The sequence below is a fragment of the Sphingobium sp. GW821-FHT02B05 genome (assembly GCF_059421905.1).
This window is the reverse complement of record NZ_JBWKVW010000001.1, coordinates 690,088-707,811: the sequence shown is the minus strand read 5'-3', so window position 1 is coordinate 707,811 and position 17,724 is coordinate 690,088. Positions and strand designations below refer to the sequence as shown.

Sequence of the window (17,724 nt, the reverse complement as noted above, 5' to 3'; positions counted from 1 at the left end):
CAATCATTTTCTTTGCCTGGGCGGTATAGATTTTATGGATTTGAAATATCGTGATATTTCCATCTTTCCGGTACCGACATAAAATAGGCCAACCAATATCTTTCGCACATAGGCTAACCGAGCGGCTCCGGATAAATGACGATTTTTTGCGATGGCTTGGAGCGATCCTGAATAATAGCGCTGCTTGATCGTCGGTGGATTATCCCGATGTCCGACAAGCTGCTCCGATACAAATAGCGTCCGTCGGGCCAGATGCCATGCCTGGATCGCATAATCGGTGTCCTCGCCGGCACCCGCAGGGGTACCCAACCCCAACTTCTCATCGAACCCGGCTATCCGGTGCGCAATCGAAGCACGCAACACGATGGTATTGGACGTCGCAAAGGATAATGTATCCTGTAAACTTGCATCCCGCATCTTCAAGGATGCCCCTGGAGACCGGGCCAAAGATCCGCAATCGCAGAAAACCAAGTCCACTTGAGCATCGTCATCGATCAATCCGCATAAGGCTTCCAGTGCGTCATCGGGATACCAAGCATCGTCATCAGGAAAAGCAATGAGGGCCGCCGCGCTTGTCGCGCTCAGGTCAATCCGGGAAAGCAATCTGTTACGCGCGGCACTGAGAGAAATACGCTCGTCACATTGATCGACTTCGACCCAATCCGGCATGGAAGGCGGCGCATGGATCGCGACATTTTGGAACAATAGCAACATATGGACATCATGGTGCTGCATCGCCTCTCGAAAGCGCGCTACTGAAGTCATCATCCGCCGTAATTCGGCCTCTCGGCCGGACGCCAAATCGGTAGTCGTGATCAGGAAAATCTTGTCTCGCATCAGCACGCTTCCTCCAGCGGTGAAATAGCCCGCGATTTTCTTTTCAGGACACCGTAGGAATCGGTCATGATCTCGCTTGCGATGATCCTGGCGGGATTACCTGCAACAATAGACCCCGACGGAACGTCTCGCGTCACGATGGATCCCGCGGCGACAATGCAATTGTCCCCTATCGTAATGCCTGGCAAAATTATACTTCTCGCACCGACAAAGCATCGCGCGCCGATATAGGTATCAGTCATGATTGCGCGGACCATATCGTGGCTCAGTATCGCCGCATCGAATGCGACATAAGTTTCCGCGCCAATATGAATACCTTTGGGATGCGTCTTGTCGAGCTTCACCGACATGGACAGTCGAGCGGTAGGATGGATATCCATGCCCCAAAAATCATTATATATTTTAATACGCATACGAATAACAGCGCGTTGCAGCTGTATCAGCTTATACAAGCTAGGCATGATGCTCCCGCTCAATAGACAGGCCGTCAGATCAGATGGCGTTGATAAAATCCGATACTGCGCTCAGCAATTTCACATTTTCGCTGCCGTTATCGCGGACAAATGCGACGAGATGATCGTGCATGATCGTCTTTTCCAGTTCTTCGACATTGGTGGCGACGTAAATGCCTTGGCGCGAACGAAACATTTGTGCTGTTGCCAACTGATGCTCATTACGATGCTCTCCCAAAGCTGCAATGCGGGGAAATAATATGATCGGCTTCCCATGCTGAGCCGCTGAAAGAACGGACCCCGTCCCCGCATGCGCCACGATCGCCGTGGACCTGGCTGCCAGTCTGTCAAACTCTTCCGGCGGCAGCGATTTATGCTGTTCCAGACGGCGCAAGCCCGGCACGATTTCAGCCGACTGAGCGACGATCTCGATTCCGCGTCGCTCTGCGATATCGTCGAGAGCCTTTATCATTCGAGGAAACGGCAATTGCGTTCCTACGGTCGCGAAGATCATAAGACGGCACCCCGATAGTGAACATTGCTCGCTTTTGCGACGTCAGGCCATTGAGAAAAGCATTCGTCGGCCCAGCGCCGTGCTATCTGCCCGGACATGGACATTTCCTCTGCATTGGCCACGCTGTCGATCCACAAGGATCGAATACCGAACAGCTTGCCAACCATGATCGCCACCAATCCAGGCAATGCACCGGTCGTGACGATGACTTGTGGTCGTTCCCGCATCATGATGACCAATAGCGCCAATGCGCAGCGGAATATTGACCATTTCGTATCGCGATTGCAGTCGGGGACCAATGTCGTTTCGACACCGCTGCGTGCGCCAAGACCCGACATGGTCGTGACATAGGTAACGCGATGATGAACGAATGCGTCCCGAACGCAGATCAGTTCGTCCCAATGGCCTCCGCCCGATGCCACAGCCATGACATGCCTGATGTCCGACGTCATTTTTCGCCCATGCGGCTAAATTCGGCAAAGATTACGGAATACATGGCTCACCCCCTGCAATGTATAGAGTAAAATATAGTGTACGAAGACGTATGATCTGCCCTAACTTATGGCCTCGACCACCATCGCAACCCGCTTACCTGCTTCACCTTTACTGAACAATCCAATATAATCGTCGATACGCGATGATAACTGCTGCGCTGCATCTGTATCATTTAGGAGGTGCGCGACATGGGCGGCAAATTCCTCTGGCTGTGACGTGACGATGAATGGTCGCGGGCGTTCGTCAGGGAAGCCTTCCGCTCCGACATCGGTTGCCACGCACGGCAGGCCAAGCGCGAAATAATCGATCATCTTTATCTTCAATCCGCTGCCCATTTGCAGCGGGTTGATCGCGACACGACATTGCGCGGCGATGCTGGCGAGATCGTCGACCTTACCATGGACCAAAATATCGTCGCTGTGCTCGAAGCCATCGCCCACCGCACCCACGATATGCAAAATCGCATTTGGTGCCGATTTAACCACGTCTTTCCAGCAGTGGGTTAGGAACCAGGACATCGCATCGTGATTATGGGGCGTGTTGGCGCCGATGAAAATGACCCCCGGCGACGAGTTGGAGTCATGTTCCGACCGCATGACGTTCACGACGGGATAGATGCTATTATGAGAAATCAGAGGAACGTTATTTTCAACGAAAGCACCTTCAATCGCATTGATGGATATCAACCCATCATGTCGTCGCCATATCTGTTGCTCGTCATGCGCCTCGATCTTAGGGTGCACGCTAAAACCGTTATTTTCGAATGACCGGCACCGTTGATTGAATATGTCATGCAAAATGAGGATGTCGGGCGCCAGTTTCGCATTCTCCTCAACAGCCGCTACCGATCGAAAGATGGTATCTGTAAGAATGATATCCGGACGTTGATCGGCAATATGCAGTTGCACCGCCCGACGCTCCCGTCGTGACAGCCATCGGCCTATGGGCGCGACCTTGCCGCCAGCGACTTTCGCATTTTTGCGCCTGGGAAGCATAAATTTGATCCGTCGCGCGAGCGACGACCAGGTTCGCGGCACCAACCCGAACCTAGTCGGGAAGAAATGGAGCAATTTGATCGAGTTCCAATCACCCTCCGATCGAACATAGGAATCCCCTATCAGATCAAACCGCGGGCTTGTGATGATGATGTCGATTGCGAACCCGTTGTTCCGAAATGCGTCCACAATATCCGCATTATATTTTTCCTGCCCGCTGCGCCCATATCCGGGCACGAGTTCGGCGATCATCAATGCATGTTTCACGCGGCCGATCTCGCCTCATAAGCCCGAACCAGGGGTTGGACGTTGGCCCGCGCCAAATCCATGACAGCAGGCAAGCGTGCGTCGATCTGCTTTTTGATCTCCGGCAACATGTCCAGCATCGCCGTTACGGCAATTTTCAGATTTTCAGGATTTGCCGCATCCGAAGCGGTCAATAGCAGTTGCTCCGACAGGCCGAAATGACCGCAGAACAGGCCGTGGAACTTGCCCTGATATGTGATCCCCAGGACCGGCACCCCAGAACCGAGAGAGGCGATGGCAAGGTGCATTCGTCCACTCACGACGGCATTCAGCATGGAAGCAAGCTGCTTGATCTGCGGCGCTGTGAGCGGCGCATCTGGCAAGACCATATGCTCCGGGGCTTCACATTGGCTCGCCACCCTTCCAAGCATTTCAACGTCGCCATGCGGCGCAGCGCGATAGTCGTGCGGGATCAGAACGATCGCGGCGTTGCGATCGGCGATCAGGCCATTGCACAGTTCCACGAAGCTCTTTTCCAGACGTTCGGTTTCGGCCGCATCGCGTGAAGACACCAGCATCGGATGCACATTGATCCCGATCACTATCCGGCCTTCCTCCCGCTTCGCCGCGATGAATTGGGACAGGCCGGAACTGGCCAATATGGACCGGGGCTCCATCAAAAAACCGATATCCGCAGACAAGGCCGCGCTATCCTGACCGGCCGCTCTTCTATAACGATCCAGACTGACGGGATCTCTCAGGAAGATATTACTAGCTGGGCTACGCCTTGCGACATGCTTTACCACCGAAGATATTGGTCGCTCATTGAATGAGCAGCCGATGATCGAAGCTTTATCCATGCCTCGCACACGCTCGATCATTTCAGCCGCAAGGAATCGCAATATGGATGTCGGCGCTGAATAATATCCGTCCATTACATCGGCACCCAGCACCGCGATCATGCTATATTCCGAAACTCTCCGAAAATAATCGTTCAGATCCCATCGGCGAGAAAATATGTCATCTATTGCGAATTCAGAATATTCTTTTTCAATATGGGCATTTTCATTTACCCCGATGACGATTGGCATATCCGGCAGATTGCTATGCAAATATGCCGTCAGCCCACTCAGCAGCGCCTCATCCCCTTTGGACCCAAAAGGTTGATCCATATCCGCTGGGATAATCAGCAGGCGGCCATTACCTGGGTTCCCGCTCTTTCCGGCGATATGATTGAAGGCCAGATAAGCCTGCCGGTTGCGGATGGCCGCCCTGATACTTTCTCTGAACGTCTTTTTATACCCGTCGGTGATAGCCATTCATGTCCTCACTCAAAATGAGAATTTTTTCAGGATAGGGCGCACCGCGATCAATGGATCGCGCGAAAAAAGCAGCTTTTCAGTCAGGATATGAGCAGCGACAAACAGGATGACGAACAACCCTCCCTGAACCACCGTCATCATGATGGCGCTGGCCATCGTGCTAATGTGGCCGGTAGCTTGAACGGCATAGGCAGCAAGAAAGGCAATCGCTGCGCAACACCAGATGTCCAGAAATGTGCCACACAGACGCTTTAAGCCGACCCTGCTCGTCTTCTGCAGCCAGATTGCACGGATGGGAATGACCAGGGCAGGCATCAGACTTACCGCTGTCACCAGCGTAATCGGTGCCATGTTCCATCGCGGCAACAACACGGCCAGCACGATTATGGATTGCAATGCGGAGGTCGCCGTCACCGACGCCACATGTCCTCGCGCCTTCAATCCAATCGCAATATTGCCGCTGAGGAGATAGAGATTTCCACCAATTGCCGTCACGAGCAAATATGGCCAAGCTTCACGACCGATGTCACCAAATAGCATGATGCAAAATGGCTGTGCGATCGCCGCCAGACCCGTGAATATGAAGGCCGCAACAAGAGCGCCCATCCGCAACGTGCCAAACAGGGCGCGATCGAATGCCATATCGTCATGCTGGTGCCTGGCAAGATTGGACAGACCGACATCCAGGGCGACAGCCGTCACCATTTGTGACGCCACGAAGTAAAACCGACTGCCAATCACATAGATTGCCAACGCCGCCGCACCATAATGATAGGGCAAGGCGAGTTCGATGGCGCGCGTCGATGCATAGTTCATCAGGTTGCCGAGCAGGACAAAGCCGCCGAAAGCGAACATGGGACGCGCGCCCGCGAAATCTGGCCGAACGGTAAGGCGAGCGCTGCCGTGCATGTTCAGCAGGACGAAATTTATAACCGCGAACATCAACGCCTGCCCCGTCAAGGCCCATATTCCGGCCCCGAAAAGCGCGCCGCCAATACCGACCAGCGAACTAAGCAGTGTCGCGATCAGCCCGATCTTCGCCAATGGCCGAAACGCCATATCGCGTCTTAACTGAGCCATCGGGATATAGACGAAGGCATTGAGTAGAAGGACGGCGGTCAAGACCGAAAGGATATCGCCAAGCCCGGGCGTATGAAAAAAAGACTCTATCGCATCGCGGAACAGCAAAATGCCAACTGCCAGTACCAATGCCATGCCGATATTGGCGATATTGAGCGCCATAAGGCTCTCATCGGTATAATGGGGCGCCCGAACGACCGCCTCGCCCGCTCCATTTTCATTGAAGACTTCCGCCAGCGCCATGATGGCCAGAGCCGCGCTGAACAGACCGATCTCGTTCGCCGGCAGGATGCGCGCAAGTATGACAAAGGTCAGCGCCGATCCGAACCGCTGCCCCCATTGCCGCACCGCGGACCAGAAATAATTGTTCAGCACATCTGTTGCCCTGGCTGGTACGAGAGGGTCAAAGGCGTAATCCTTCGATCAAATAGGTCGCAGCATCCAACGTGACATGCCCATAGTCGAAATGCATCGGTCCGCCATCGGGTGAAGATGTCCGGCACGTTGCCGCATCACATTCGCGCCGATAGACAGAATAATAGGATACGCCTTCACGGATCGCGTCTTTCTCCATTTCGCTGTCAAGAATTTGACGATCCGCAACTCTGAAATCATCGATACGAAGATGCTCCGACGACAAGGATCGCGCGACGAGCATTGGGAAATTGCCGTCATATTCGGCAACCGGACCGACAATCACCACTTGCCTTCCCTTCTGCCGCAAAAAGGCGACCGCCTTGCGCAGCCCCTCGCGCGTGTCACCGCGCCAGCGCCCCATCAGGACGACCTTATCGATGCGCATATCCCGCCCCGCGAGTTGGAAAGCCTGCCGCATGACATCGGTGCATCGCTTCTCACCCTTGAATGGCAGTTCAGGCAGACAGCCCGACGCGCTTGCCTGCATGACGTGCATGCCGGGATGTTTCCTGCGGAGCGCTGTCACATATTGCGCGGAATGACTGTCGCCGATGACCAATATATTCCGTTCTTCCGGATCGACATTCAGGCATTTGTCCGCTGGAAAAACATCATTCCCGTTGGAAACGAAACACTGCTTGTCAAACTGGATTTTGGCATCTGCGGTCTGACCATAGCCCGAATAGGCTGCGCTACGTGCAGCCGCCGTCGATGCTGTGGGCGAAGGCATCAGGACACATAGCAGCGCCATTGTCGCAATGGCCCCTCCCCCAAAACCCAGACTATGGCTGGTCGGCATATTTCGAAGCCATTTTTGCGCAGGCCGTTCGACCAGGACATATGTCAGCGAAGCCAGCGCGATCGACAGGGCTATCAGGCTCGCAGCTTCAAGCCAGTCCAAATGAAATCCCGTTTGCCGGCGATAAAAGGCCATGACCGGCCAGTGCCATAGATAGAGCGAGAAGCTGATCCGCCCGATATAGCGCACGGGCGGTAATTTGAGGAAATAGGCAGTGACGCCCGTCTCGCCGTACGCGATCAGCAGTGCGGCTCCGATGCACGGCAACAAGGCCCAAGGCGCGGGAAAAGCGCTCCCCGATGTAATCAGGGCGAGCCCGGCCAGGATCAGCATCGCGCCCAGCATAGCCAAGGCCTGCTCCATCCAGGGCGCCCGCCAGCGTGGACAAATCCCCGCTGCCACCGATGCACCAATTCCCAATTCCCAGGCCCGCGACGGTATCTGGTAAAAAGCGATCGCTGTGGAATAGCGTCCGATCAGAAAGGATAGCGCCAGAGAAAAGACCGTAATACCCGCTATCAGGCCACGTTTGTTCATTCTGCTATATTTATGGGCTAAATAAATAAACGCGGGAAAGAATATATAGAATTGCTCCTCGATCGCCAACGACCACGTATGCAGTAGCGGCAATATTTCCGAATTTGACGAAAAATAATCCGTCGATCCGGAAAAATAGAAATTCGACACGAACAGCAGCGAATATAAGGCGCTTTGTTTCACATCGTTCAGTTCTGCCGGGATCGAAAAACTGATCTGAGACAATATCAAGACAGCGATCACAACGACAGCAAAGGCCGGCATGATCCGTGCGACCCGCCTACGATAGAATTCCGTCAGAGAAAAATGGTCGTCCTGCAATTCCCGCAGGATAATCGACGTAATCAGATATCCCGATATGACGAAGAATATATCGACGCCGATGAAACCAGCCCGCGCAAACCGGAATCCTGCATGAAAAAGCAGGATCGGCACGATTGCGAGAAACCTTAGCCCTTCGATGTCACGACGAAATTTCATCGCTAATTCCCACCATCTAAATTTTCCTAAAAACTAATCTTATTAGATATGAATTCTCTCAACGGATTTTCAAAATATCTTAAAGACAAATAAGAAACAGGAATTGTAACTAATATCAAAATCCCGCCCATTATAATCATTCCATGCATATCAAGATCCAATAATAATTTACCGAATGTCGTCAACATTATGAACATAAGAATAGGATGAATCATATACATCGAATAGGTCAAAGAGCCCATTTTCGATAAAATTCGGAAGGGTGGGCTTATTTTGTTTATATCCATTAAGGAAAATATGAAAACACATGACACTATCAATAAGTATATTGATACTTCTGAGAAATTGTAAATTATCGAGACGAATAATAATGACAAAATTAATAGGACGTGTTTTTCTGAGAAAGAAACATTTTCAAAATTATTTCTGATATTGAATATTATCATTCCGATAAAAAAAGAGGGGACAGCGCGGATAAATCCAAAATTATATGTATAGTGCATCCACATCGGGAAATAACAGAAAAGCAGAATCACCCATGCTATTGTAGAAAATATAAAAATTAACTTATTTTTTCTTATTAAAAAATCCATTACTGGAAATATAATGTAACATCCGATTTCCGCACTTATAGACCAACTTACAAAATTAAAACTGTCGTGATCGCACGTCGAAAACGAATTAATCATTAATATATTAGGTATTATACATCTGTAGTCGTATCTAGAAGGATCATTTAGATACAACCCGAATATATTAGAATATACCAAAATTAGAATGAAAAATACAAGAGTTGCCCAATGCAAAGGCACAATTCTAGCAATTCTTTTTGAGAAAAAATTTAGTATTTCTTTAATATTATTTAATTTTTTACTGTAGAAAAATGAAATTATGTACCCAGACATTACGAAAAATAAGTCGACAAATTTGATAAATTCAGAAATATGATTTTTATAAAATATAGAACTGATAGCGATATATCCGACTACATGATAGAAAACTATCGAGATAGAGCTTATAAATCTGACTAAATCTATAGCAATCAATGATGTATTGTGCGCACTTTTCATTTTACCACGCTCAATTTTGATTGTAGAAGAATATTATTTTTACCAGTATTCATATAAATACCAGAACACATAGCAACACATAACAGCGGGAATTCCGCTGAACTTGCCAGTGAATTATCAGTATGCGATAATATCATGAAGCCAATAAAAGCTATGATAACTACAGGATTAAATTTTCCTGTATTACAACTCGCCCTAAGAGTTGCTAAGAATAGGAGAAAATAAAATATTAATACTCCTACATATCCAATTTCTACAGTCAATCTGAGATAATCATTATGGGCAGCCATCGTTCCCGTAACTATCGAAACTTCCTCTGGAGTATCCCAATATTGGTGCCCGAAACCTATTCCTGTCCAGGGATATTGCTCCACGCGCGCCCAAAGATAATCAGCCATGGCGATACGACCATTATCTCCACTCGTTGCTAACCGCTTGAATATATACTGAAATCCAATCGCACCGATTGCCGGTATCGATATGATAACAGCGATCAGCATGAACAGTTTATCCCGAATATGAATGAAACGGCTGAATATTATGAGGCCAGTAGAGACAAGAACAGTGACGGCAAAGGCGGCACGCCCACCTGCCATCATCAGAACGGCCACATTGCCGAAAGCAATAGGCAGATATACATGCCTGCGCCATTCTAGCCCCAAGATCAGCGAAGCAACCACAGCAGTCATCGAAATGCCTGACAAAAATGCAGAGGAACGCGCCCCACGTAAGCGTTCCGTACTAACGCCATATTCGCTGCCAAACATGCTGTACCCAGTCAACAGCATCCCAACAATGCCCGCCGCGACACAAATAAATGGCAACCAAGCTGATGCTTTGAGTATTATTTCTCGATCACGATTAGTTGGCGTAAAGCTTATCATCATATAAATGATAATGAACTGATTTAACGACAATATTAGTGTTATCCAACTAAATTTGGAATATTCTGTTATTGAACCTTCAACTAATACTAAACATATAGCTGAAATCATAAGGATTATATTTAAAATATCGATAGGGCGATATAGCAATATCGCTATCGATAAAAATATATATAGTCCTTTTTCGAAAGCATTGGCAAACGGCAAACCGATAATTTCGGCAAGGTTCATGACAAAAAAAACGCTAGCTATAAAATATAATCTACCGATCATTGCCGCGTCCTGGAATTATTGAAACTCGTGCTAGTATCAATTGCCAAATTTCTTGCATAGTCGTGACATCATACGTTCTGCAAAAAACGCCAATTTGATGATTATTGCAAAATCCTAAATCTATTTCTGGACCATTTTCCATAAAATAATTGGCATTTTTTAAGAGTATTACTGTCTTAAACGTCGTAATTGGTGCCAACACACCAAGACGCTCCGGCCAACTCCGCCAATCCTGAAGTTCAGAAATTAATCGCCCCATAACCCCCGACTTCCAAAGTGATATTTGGTCGCTACATTAGATACAGGTCATACCGGATATTATTGCCCCGCGCCCGCTCCCGATTGCATATGCTGCTCGCTCGCCGGCACGCTGAGCTGATCGCCCCCCAGCACCCAGCGCCGCTCCGCACTCACATATTTTTGCTGATCCGGTGCCGCGCCCACCCTGGCCGCGCGCTCGATGACGGGCCGATCCTCCAGTCCCGTCATCGCCACGCCGCCTGTCGCCCCTGAAAGGCTGACCTCGGCCTGTTCTGGCATATCTGCAAACTTACCTTTGCCCTGCCAGTCAGACGCCGGTTCTACCCCGACATAGTGAGACGTAAATGCCGCTGCCCGGCCCCATCCGCCATTCCAACGATAGAAAATATGCGCGCCGACCACTGCTGTTTTCAGCAACGTCGAAGCCCAGTAGGGCACAACCCAATCTGTGTGATAATGGGTCGCCCATCCGACGGGCGCATAGACATAACCACCCAAAGCCGCGCCAGCGACGCCTTGCGCCCTTGCCCAACCATGGCGTGAGGGAATCCGGCCAAGCGAACCGTCGCAGGTGAAGGTGAACTGGCATCCTGTTTGCCGTTCCGATCCCTGGAATACCACGCCGCATATCGTATGCGGGTAGGCCGGATGACGGACGCGGTTAAGGACCACCTGCGCTACGGCGCGTTGACCATCCACACTTTCGCTGGCCGCTTCGTAATAGACGGCGGCCGTGAGACATTCGAGCGAGCGTGCCCAACTGCCAACATCGGCCTGGCCGGTCATGAAACGGCTTGCCGCAGGGTTGTCGATGGTGGTCACCGGAATTGCTGCGTTGATCGCCATCGCGGCTATCTGGGATACGGGGCGCAAAGCGGCAGGATCGGAAGCAGGAACGACATCGTCCTGCAGATGCCATGACGCCTTCACCTTTTCCGGCGCAGGCTGAGCATCGGTTAGATAAGTCGAAAAGTCCGGCAGATTAACCGGCGTCGCGCCAGTCGCCGCAGCGACCATGACGAACACCAGAACAGCAAGTAGCAGTAGAGTCAGAGGCGCGGCCAGCGCGAGCGCCAGCGGCAACTGTCTTGATGTTCGCCCCCCGGCCATCTCGAACCCGCCACATAATATATATTGCGGTGCAACACATATATGAATGTTTTGGTGATGAAAACATGTTTCTTTTACATCTCTCGTTCCGCTCCGCGTTGAGCAATAATCCCGAACGGACTACAGAATGAGCTGGAGAATTTGGACATGCTTGGATTGACACTCTTGCTTCTCGCCCAGTCGGGAGCGCCCAACTATGGCGACACCAGTCTCGGCGTAGTCCGCGGTGCTGATGTGATAAATCGATGCGGCGAAGTGTCTTCGGACAGCGCGTCCTTTTGCTTCGCTTATATTGCAGGCGTTTTCGATAGCGTACGCGCTTATGAAACATGGCTTAATATTCGGGAATTTTGTATTCCAGCGGCAACGCCGCAGAGTGAACTCCGCGATGTTGTGGTGCAGCATATACAGGCCAATCCCAATGATCGTCTTGCGCAGGGGGCGTCGGTCGTCGTGCGTGCGCTCAAGATCAAATATCCCTGCGGCGCTGCCAAAGCCCTCTCTTCGCCTCCTGCCGCACCGGTATCACCTGTCAAACCCTGATCGCCCGACGGCGCGATCCACGCAAATGGAACCGCGCCTCTTGATTGCAGTAGGCAAGAGATCAGGTTGGAAAGGCATGCTCCATTGACCCTGGGCGATTGGAGCAGCAATGGAAGTATGTTGGACCGATTGCCATAAATGACGGTTTTGGGATGAAACCTATTAAGATTTGCGACATGCTACGCCTGAAACGAATAGCTTAAGATCTGGCATGCAGACAGTGATGATCATTCTATAGTGACAACGTGAAATGATATCATTGCCGGCGTTGGTGGTAGGCAAAAAGAAAAAGCCGCCGCGCCAACGAAGTTCAGGCCATCGCGACGTCGCCTGATAGTACGATCCAGCCTATAGTGATCGAACAGCTTGGGCTGTTCGGCGATGTCGTGCGAGAGCCATTCATGCGCGACGTGCTCAAGGAACTCTTCATGACCCGCCATGCCCTCGTTCACAAGATCGGGTACGGGAGCTCTTCCGGACGTTCGCTATGCGAAACCTGGTCCCCAGAGCGGGTGATGTGGCTCTGACAGAACGTTATCTCGACGATCCGGCGTCTTGAGACGACCATCACTGAGAATGCTCCATCGGACTTCCCTAAGCTCCTTACGCAGGACGGGTATCCCGTGGATGATCGCGAGCGGCTAAGACAGTCGATCGAGGCGCTTGAGGCGCGTATTGGAGCAGAGATCGCCGCCAGGTCGGCGCACGGTCAAGTGAACTGGTCTGATGCGTTGCGTGCTGCTCAGGCATCTGCCGAGGCCCATGAGATGCTGTTTTCTAACCGGGCGCTGTTCGAGCGCTTTGACTGGGCAATGACGGATTTGCTATCGCGAACCATGCTCGAGCAGCGGCTGGCGTTGCTCACAGAGATTGCGACAGCCCTGGGTCAATCGAGTGGCTCATGTCCTTCATAAAGGCGATGAAGTCCGTTGAGCGACGCATTACTTTACCTTAAGTAATTGGCCCTCGATCATTAGTTCCGAAGTTGAGCGCGGTTGCGGAGGAGGACGGACAGAAGTCCAACGCCCCCAGCGAACAGCAATAGGTCGACCAGTTGGCCCTGTCCGCTTGCCAATAGCGGAATGCCGTGGATCAGCGCGACGATCAGCAGGCCGGCGGCCAATGCCCATTTCAAGCCACGCGCGATACGCAGCCTTGGGAGTTGCTTCGCAATGCCCGCCGCCAACACCGACAGGACGGTCAGGCCCAGCCAGATCGGTGGCAAGGGCGCCTGTGGCAGGGCAAAGGTCACCATGGCGGTCAGTATGAGGATGACCGGCTGACCCCAGCATATCGCCGCCCAGATCCGCTCCCATTGCGGCGCTGGCCGGCCACGGTCGCGTCGCCGCGCCAGCCAGATCGTCACGCCGCTCGACGTGACGATGCTTAGCGCAATGCCGAGCAGGCCATAGGCGATCCGTACCGGCAACCCGCCAAACCAGCCGAAATGCAGCTGGCCGATACCGGTCAGCATCCGGGTGCCGACGACAAGATCCTGCGGGCGTTCCTGATGGAGAAGGTGCCCGCGGGCATCATATTGCACTTCATCCTGCTGGGTCAGCAATGTCGGCCGACCGCTATGGATGGATACGCGCATGTCTGCCCGGCCGGGCCGTTCGACCATGATATTGTCCGCGCTCGCTGCCGGTTCACGGAGACGGGCATCGGCGATCAGCTTCGCGATGTCGGGAATGGGCATAGCGCGCCTATCGACCTTCGGCGGCGGATCGAGGAACAGTTCATAAACCTTCCCCATGTCGCCGCGATAGAGCAGCATCGCCAACATCGCGACGATGATGGTGCTCAGCCCCAGCAGAGCCCCGGTCAGCGCCAGCGTGAAATGAAATGGCAAGGCCCAGATGCCGAGGCGATTGTGCAGGTCCGCTTCCTGCAACAGGCGCGATCCGCCCAGCCGCAGGTGAAAGGCGTCGCGCAGCACGCGGGGATGCGCCAATATACCCGACACCAGTGAAGATAGCAGTGCCACGCCGGTCAGCCCGACGATGAACTCCCCCCAACTGCGCGGCAAATGCAGATTGATATGGAGGTGGAGCAGGAATTCGGTCCAGACCGCTTCCAGATCGGACAGGCTGCCATCGGACGCTACGCCCCATTTATGTTCATAGCTGGCGCTGAAGGCGGTCAGGCTGGCGCCGCTCCGGCTGACCGTAGGCAGCGACAAATAGAGGGTCGTGTCGGCAGGTGCGCGCTTTGCCGCTACGGCGATGGCCCGTGCGGCGGCGGCATCCGACAGGCTCGCGACCATCGGTGTCGCCGGTACTTCCCAGCGCTCCAGATCGGGCGCGAACACGGCAACGGTGCCGGTCAGGCAGACAATGTAGATGATCGCGGCAAAGGCCAGCCCCAGCACCGAATGGCTGCTGAGCACCGATCGCACCGTTTCGGGCGACAAGGGCCAGCGCCATTTCCTGGCCCGGCCGTTATTCTGACTATGCAGATCGCTCACGCAGAGCCCCCCAATGCGGCAAGGCCGAAGCCGATGATGCTGGCGCCCACCAGCACGGTTGTCGCCCGCAACAGCCGGCGGTCCGCCAAAGTCCAGGTCATTGCCAGCCCCCACAGGATCGGCAGCAACACCCCGCCCAACACGATCCGGGTGCGGGGATCGCCGGGCAAATAGACGGTGATGCAGAAGGCCACGCCCATCGCCGCCGTCATGCCGAGCGGTCCTGCCAGCAACGCACGCAATACCCCGCGCCAGAAACGTCCCGGCTCCTCCAGAGGTTCGGGCGCGACATCGCCATCGCGCACCCGGGCGACCTTGCGACGCACGCGGCCTTCCCACACGACCAGCAATGCGCCGATGCCCTCCATCGCCAGTGCGACGGCCACCCCCTTGACCGGGCCGATCGCCCACACCGCCGCGAGCGCCAGCGCGATCAGGATCGCCCAGCCACTCACGACGAGCGCGAACACCGATCCGTTACGTTGCCGCCACGACCGGCGCAGGAGCAGCGCGCCGAGCGCGCCACCAGCGATCAATAGAAGACTGGCAAGGAGTATCACCAGTGTACGCTCGCGCCGATGCCGAAGGTCTGCGGATCACCCAGGATCGCCTGGTTGATCGCGCTATAGGCATATTGGGTATATTTCTCGCTCAGCAGATTGCGGGCGAAGGCAAACAACGACCAGTTTTCGGTCTCGTAGCCGAGCCGCGCGCCCACGACCGTGCGGCCACTGACCTTGAACTGCGCCTGATCCTGACCCACGCCGGTATAGACGGCGCTGCGATAATTGGCGTTAAGGTTGGCGGTGAAGCCGCCGCCGAAGGTAGCGTTCACGCCGCCCGACAGCGTCCAGCGCGGCGCATAGGGGAATTGCGTCCCTTTCAAGTCGATCTGGCTGGTGGCGCCCTGCGGCAGCGTGAAATCGTCGAACTTGGTCCGCGTGTGTCCAGCCGAGGCATAGAGGTCGATGCCGGGCGCGACCGTGGCATTTGCTTCCACCTCGAACCCGTAAAGATGCGATCCCGCCGCATTGACCGTATTATAGTCATAGGCGTTGTCGCTGAAATAGGCGGTGACCTGCTGGTCCTTCCATTCCATGTAGAATATATTGGCATTGAGCGTCAGGCGGCCATCCAACCATTTGGACCGAAGCGACCCTTCATAGTTCGAGCTATATTCCGGATCGTAGGGGACCAATTGCGCGCGCGCCGGGTTCTGGCTTGATCCGCCGGAACGGTAGGCGCGCTGCACCGTGAAGGCCGTCGTCAGGTCGGGCGTCCACGCCATGCTGATCCCCGCCTTGGGCAGGAAGGCGTTGAAGCTACGTGTGTTTGACGCCAGCGGCGAGGATGCGTCGGATACAAGGCCTAGGACGCCCTGGTTGATGAGAGTGATGATCGACGCATAGGGGGCGCCAAGGAAATTGACGTTGGGCAGGGTGCCGTTGAATGCGGCCACTGTTTCGGCAGCATAGCGGTTGCGTTCATGGTCGAAACGGAAGCCACCTATCAGTGTCAGGCGTTCGGTGACCTTAAACCGGGCGTCGCCGAACAGCGCCATGGTTTCTACCCGTTCGGGCTGCTCCGCCTGATACAGCACCGGGATCACCGGTAGTTGCGCGGCATAGGCGGCGCTGATGAACTGCGCCTGTGCGGCCGTCGCGCCATTGGCCTGCAAGAGACCGGCTATGGTCGATGTCGGCGTGGCGATGTTCAGGCGGTTGTTGGCGCTCAGGCTGCCGGTGCGCCGATAATACCAGGCGCCCAGCAGCCCGCTGAGCGACGGGCTATCATAGTTCAGGCGTACTTCCTGCGTCAGCGTGCGGGTGCGATAGCGATTGTCGATCGTCTGGATATCCTGCGCCGTGCCGTCGGTGTCGACCACCGAATGAACCTTCGACTTGTTCCAGGATGTGACGCTGGACAATTTCAGGTCGCTAGCCAGTGGATAGCTCATGTTGAAGACGGCGATGTCGCTGTCTATCTTGCCCCGGCTTGGCTGATCGCCGGCGCCTGTACGATGGTCGAAATAACCGGCAACGTCGGTCCGTGTATATTCATAGAGGTAGCCGCCGTCCCGCCGTACGCGGTTATAGCTGGCCACCGCCTCCAGGCCGGGGATTGCCTGCGGCGTCCATTTGATCTTGCCGCGCAGGTTGAGCGATTTCATTGCATCGTCATAGCCGCCGCGCGTCACGTTGCGGATGATGCCCCGGTCCGAGCGGCGCTCTGCGGACAGGCGCAAGCCCAACTCGTCGCGGATGATCGGCCCTCCGATCGCGGCGGACAGGGTGCGGTCATTATGCTCTGTCCACAGGATGCGCGCGTCGCCGGTCCAGCGGTCGAGCGAGGGATCCTTGCTGGTGATGACGATCCCGCCCGCCAGCGCGTTGAGGCCCTGAATGGTCGATTGCGGCCCGCGCAGCACTTCGACCTGCTGCACGTCCCACATGTCGGTCGGGCCGCCGTAGAGGGCCGAATTGGGGATCGGCGCGCCATCGACATAGACGGTCGCGGCGTCTGCCTGACCGCCAGCGCCCACACCTGTATTGCTGATGCCGCGAATGGTGAAGCCTGCCGATCCGTAGGTTTCGGACAGGTTGGCAGTGCGGTTATAGACGTCCTGAATGGAGATCAGCGCTTCCTTGCGAATCCGCTCCGCTGTGGTGACGGCAATGCTGGTCGGCGTGTCCTGCAAGCTGCGGGCGCTTTTTTCACCAGTGACGATGATCTCGGCGGGCGCGCCTTCTTCCACAACCTCGTCCGGCATCCGCTGGGCCAGCGCCGGGGTCGCGAGTGTGGCAACAGCCGCCCCATAAAACAAGAAAAACGACCGCATAATATGAACCCCCAATATTATTGAGGGCTCCATATTTGACAATGCTAACGCGAGTCAATGTCATTTCATCACGTGATCATAGGTGGCTTGTCGCGGAGTTAGG

17 protein-coding genes are annotated in these 17,724 nt (G+C 54.0%); 3 read left to right on the top strand and 14 right to left on the bottom strand.

The window, feature by feature from the left end:
- Positions 1–3: 3 nt before the first annotated feature.
- From AC07UX_RS03600 to AC07UX_RS03550, 11 genes are all read right to left on the bottom strand, one after another.
- A complete protein-coding gene (locus AC07UX_RS03600) occupies positions 4–837 on the bottom strand; it encodes a glycosyltransferase family 2 protein (RefSeq protein ID WP_495190619.1) in 834 nt (277 codons plus the stop codon).
- Positions 837–1,298, bottom strand: a complete 462-nt coding sequence (locus AC07UX_RS03595; RefSeq protein ID WP_495190618.1) for an acyltransferase — start codon at positions 1,296–1,298, stop codon at positions 837–839. Before AC07UX_RS03595 ends, AC07UX_RS03600 begins: the two co-directional genes overlap by 1 nt.
- 31 nt (positions 1,299–1,329) lie before the next feature.
- Positions 1,330–1,803: a glycosyltransferase gene (locus AC07UX_RS03590; RefSeq protein WP_495190617.1), complete on the bottom strand. Its 474-nt coding sequence runs from the start codon at positions 1,801–1,803 to the stop codon at positions 1,330–1,332.
- Complete coding sequence (locus AC07UX_RS03585; protein WP_495190616.1) at positions 1,800–2,141, bottom strand: UDP-N-acetylglucosamine--LPS N-acetylglucosamine transferase; 342 nt, start codon at positions 2,139–2,141, stop codon at positions 1,800–1,802. Before AC07UX_RS03585 ends, AC07UX_RS03590 begins: the two co-directional genes overlap by 4 nt.
- A 216-nt stretch (positions 2,142–2,357) precedes the next feature.
- Complete coding sequence (locus tag AC07UX_RS03580; protein ID WP_495190615.1) at positions 2,358–3,545, bottom strand: glycosyltransferase; 1,188 nt, start codon at positions 3,543–3,545, stop codon at positions 2,358–2,360.
- An 11-nt stretch (positions 3,546–3,556) separates the two neighbouring features.
- Positions 3,557–4,858 (bottom strand): polysaccharide pyruvyl transferase family protein, encoded by a 1,302-nt coding sequence (locus AC07UX_RS03575; RefSeq protein ID WP_495190614.1) that lies wholly within the window; start codon positions 4,856–4,858, stop codon positions 3,557–3,559.
- A 12-nt stretch (positions 4,859–4,870) separates the two neighbouring features.
- Positions 4,871–6,316 carry an oligosaccharide flippase family protein gene (locus AC07UX_RS03570; protein ID WP_495190613.1) on the bottom strand — a complete coding sequence of 482 codons (1,446 nt, stop codon included), beginning with the start codon at positions 6,314–6,316 and terminating at the stop codon, positions 4,871–4,873.
- 28 nt (positions 6,317–6,344) lie between these two features.
- Entirely contained in the window at positions 6,345–8,174 is a 1,830-nt protein-coding gene (locus AC07UX_RS03565; protein WP_495190612.1) for an acyltransferase family protein, read from the bottom strand.
- Between the two features lie 26 nt (positions 8,175–8,200).
- Complete coding sequence (locus AC07UX_RS03560) at positions 8,201–9,244, bottom strand: acyltransferase family protein (RefSeq protein WP_495190611.1); 1,044 nt, start codon at positions 9,242–9,244, stop codon at positions 8,201–8,203.
- Positions 9,241–10,359, bottom strand: a complete 1,119-nt coding sequence (locus AC07UX_RS03555; protein ID WP_495190610.1) for an O-antigen ligase family protein — start codon at positions 10,357–10,359, stop codon at positions 9,241–9,243. Before AC07UX_RS03555 ends, AC07UX_RS03560 begins: the two co-directional genes overlap by 4 nt.
- A gap of 360 nt (positions 10,360–10,719) precedes the next feature.
- On the bottom strand, positions 10,720–11,745 hold the full coding sequence (locus AC07UX_RS03550; protein ID WP_495190609.1) for a cell wall hydrolase: 1,026 nt from the start codon (positions 11,743–11,745) through the stop codon (positions 10,720–10,722).
- Positions 11,746–11,919: 174 nt separating this feature from the next.
- Between AC07UX_RS03550 and AC07UX_RS03545 the strand changes: the two genes are divergently transcribed.
- The 3 genes from AC07UX_RS03545 to AC07UX_RS03535 all read left to right on the top strand — a co-directional run bounded on the left by AC07UX_RS03545 (position 11,920) and on the right by AC07UX_RS03535 (position 13,229).
- Positions 11,920–12,315: a Rap1a/Tai family immunity protein gene (locus AC07UX_RS03545; RefSeq protein WP_495191778.1), complete on the top strand. Its 396-nt coding sequence runs from the start codon at positions 11,920–11,922 to the stop codon at positions 12,313–12,315.
- 353 nt (positions 12,316–12,668) lie between these two features.
- Positions 12,669–12,842: a hypothetical protein gene (locus AC07UX_RS03540; RefSeq protein ID WP_495190608.1), complete on the top strand. Its 174-nt coding sequence runs from the start codon at positions 12,669–12,671 to the stop codon at positions 12,840–12,842.
- 96 nt (positions 12,843–12,938) lie between these two features.
- Complete coding sequence (locus AC07UX_RS03535) at positions 12,939–13,229, top strand: hypothetical protein (protein ID WP_495190607.1); 291 nt, start codon at positions 12,939–12,941, stop codon at positions 13,227–13,229.
- A 59-nt stretch (positions 13,230–13,288) separates the two neighbouring features.
- Here the strand turns inward: AC07UX_RS03535 and AC07UX_RS03530 are convergent, their stop codons facing one another.
- The 3 genes from AC07UX_RS03530 to AC07UX_RS03520 are packed head-to-tail and all read right to left on the bottom strand — an operon-like array spanning position 13,289 to position 17,621.
- Positions 13,289–14,782, bottom strand: a complete 1,494-nt coding sequence (locus AC07UX_RS03530) for a PepSY-associated TM helix domain-containing protein (protein ID WP_495190606.1) — start codon at positions 14,780–14,782, stop codon at positions 13,289–13,291.
- Positions 14,779–15,345: a hypothetical protein gene (locus AC07UX_RS03525; RefSeq protein WP_495191777.1), complete on the bottom strand. Its 567-nt coding sequence runs from the start codon at positions 15,343–15,345 to the stop codon at positions 14,779–14,781. Before AC07UX_RS03525 ends, AC07UX_RS03530 begins: the two co-directional genes overlap by 4 nt.
- A complete protein-coding gene (locus AC07UX_RS03520) occupies positions 15,339–17,621 on the bottom strand; it encodes a TonB-dependent receptor (RefSeq protein WP_495190605.1) in 2,283 nt (760 codons plus the stop codon). Before AC07UX_RS03520 ends, AC07UX_RS03525 begins: the two co-directional genes overlap by 7 nt.
- Between the last annotated feature and the right edge of the window lie 103 nt (positions 17,622–17,724).

What these genes read in the sequence shown, in the direction of transcription:
- AC07UX_RS03600 (WP_495190619.1), bottom strand. Translation starts at nt 837, where the DNA reads ATGCGAGACAAGATTTTCCTGATCACGACTACCGATTTGGCGTCCGGC.
- AC07UX_RS03595 (WP_495190618.1), bottom strand. Translation starts at nt 1,298, where the DNA reads ATGCCTAGCTTGTATAAGCTGATACAGCTGCAACGCGCTGTTATTCGT.
- AC07UX_RS03590 (WP_495190617.1), bottom strand. Translation starts at nt 1,803, where the DNA reads ATGATCTTCGCGACCGTAGGAACGCAATTGCCGTTTCCTCGAATGATA.
- AC07UX_RS03585 (WP_495190616.1), bottom strand. Translation starts at nt 2,141, where the DNA reads ATGTCGGGTCTTGGCGCACGCAGCGGTGTCGAAACGACATTGGTCCCC.
- AC07UX_RS03580 (WP_495190615.1), bottom strand. Translation starts at nt 3,545, where the DNA reads ATGATCGCCGAACTCGTGCCCGGATATGGGCGCAGCGGGCAGGAAAAA.
- AC07UX_RS03575 (WP_495190614.1), bottom strand. Translation starts at nt 4,858, where the DNA reads ATGGCTATCACCGACGGGTATAAAAAGACGTTCAGAGAAAGTATCAGG.
- AC07UX_RS03565 (WP_495190612.1), bottom strand. Translation starts at nt 8,174, where the DNA reads ATGAAATTTCGTCGTGACATCGAAGGGCTAAGGTTTCTCGCAATCGTG.
- AC07UX_RS03560 (WP_495190611.1), bottom strand. Translation starts at nt 9,244, where the DNA reads ATGAAAAGTGCGCACAATACATCATTGATTGCTATAGATTTAGTCAGA.
- AC07UX_RS03555 (WP_495190610.1), bottom strand. Translation starts at nt 10,359, where the DNA reads ATGAACCTTGCCGAAATTATCGGTTTGCCGTTTGCCAATGCTTTCGAA.
- AC07UX_RS03545 (WP_495191778.1), top strand. Translation starts at nt 11,920, where the DNA reads ATGCTTGGATTGACACTCTTGCTTCTCGCCCAGTCGGGAGCGCCCAAC.
- AC07UX_RS03520 (WP_495190605.1), bottom strand. Translation starts at nt 17,621, where the DNA reads ATGCGGTCGTTTTTCTTGTTTTATGGGGCGGCTGTTGCCACACTCGCG.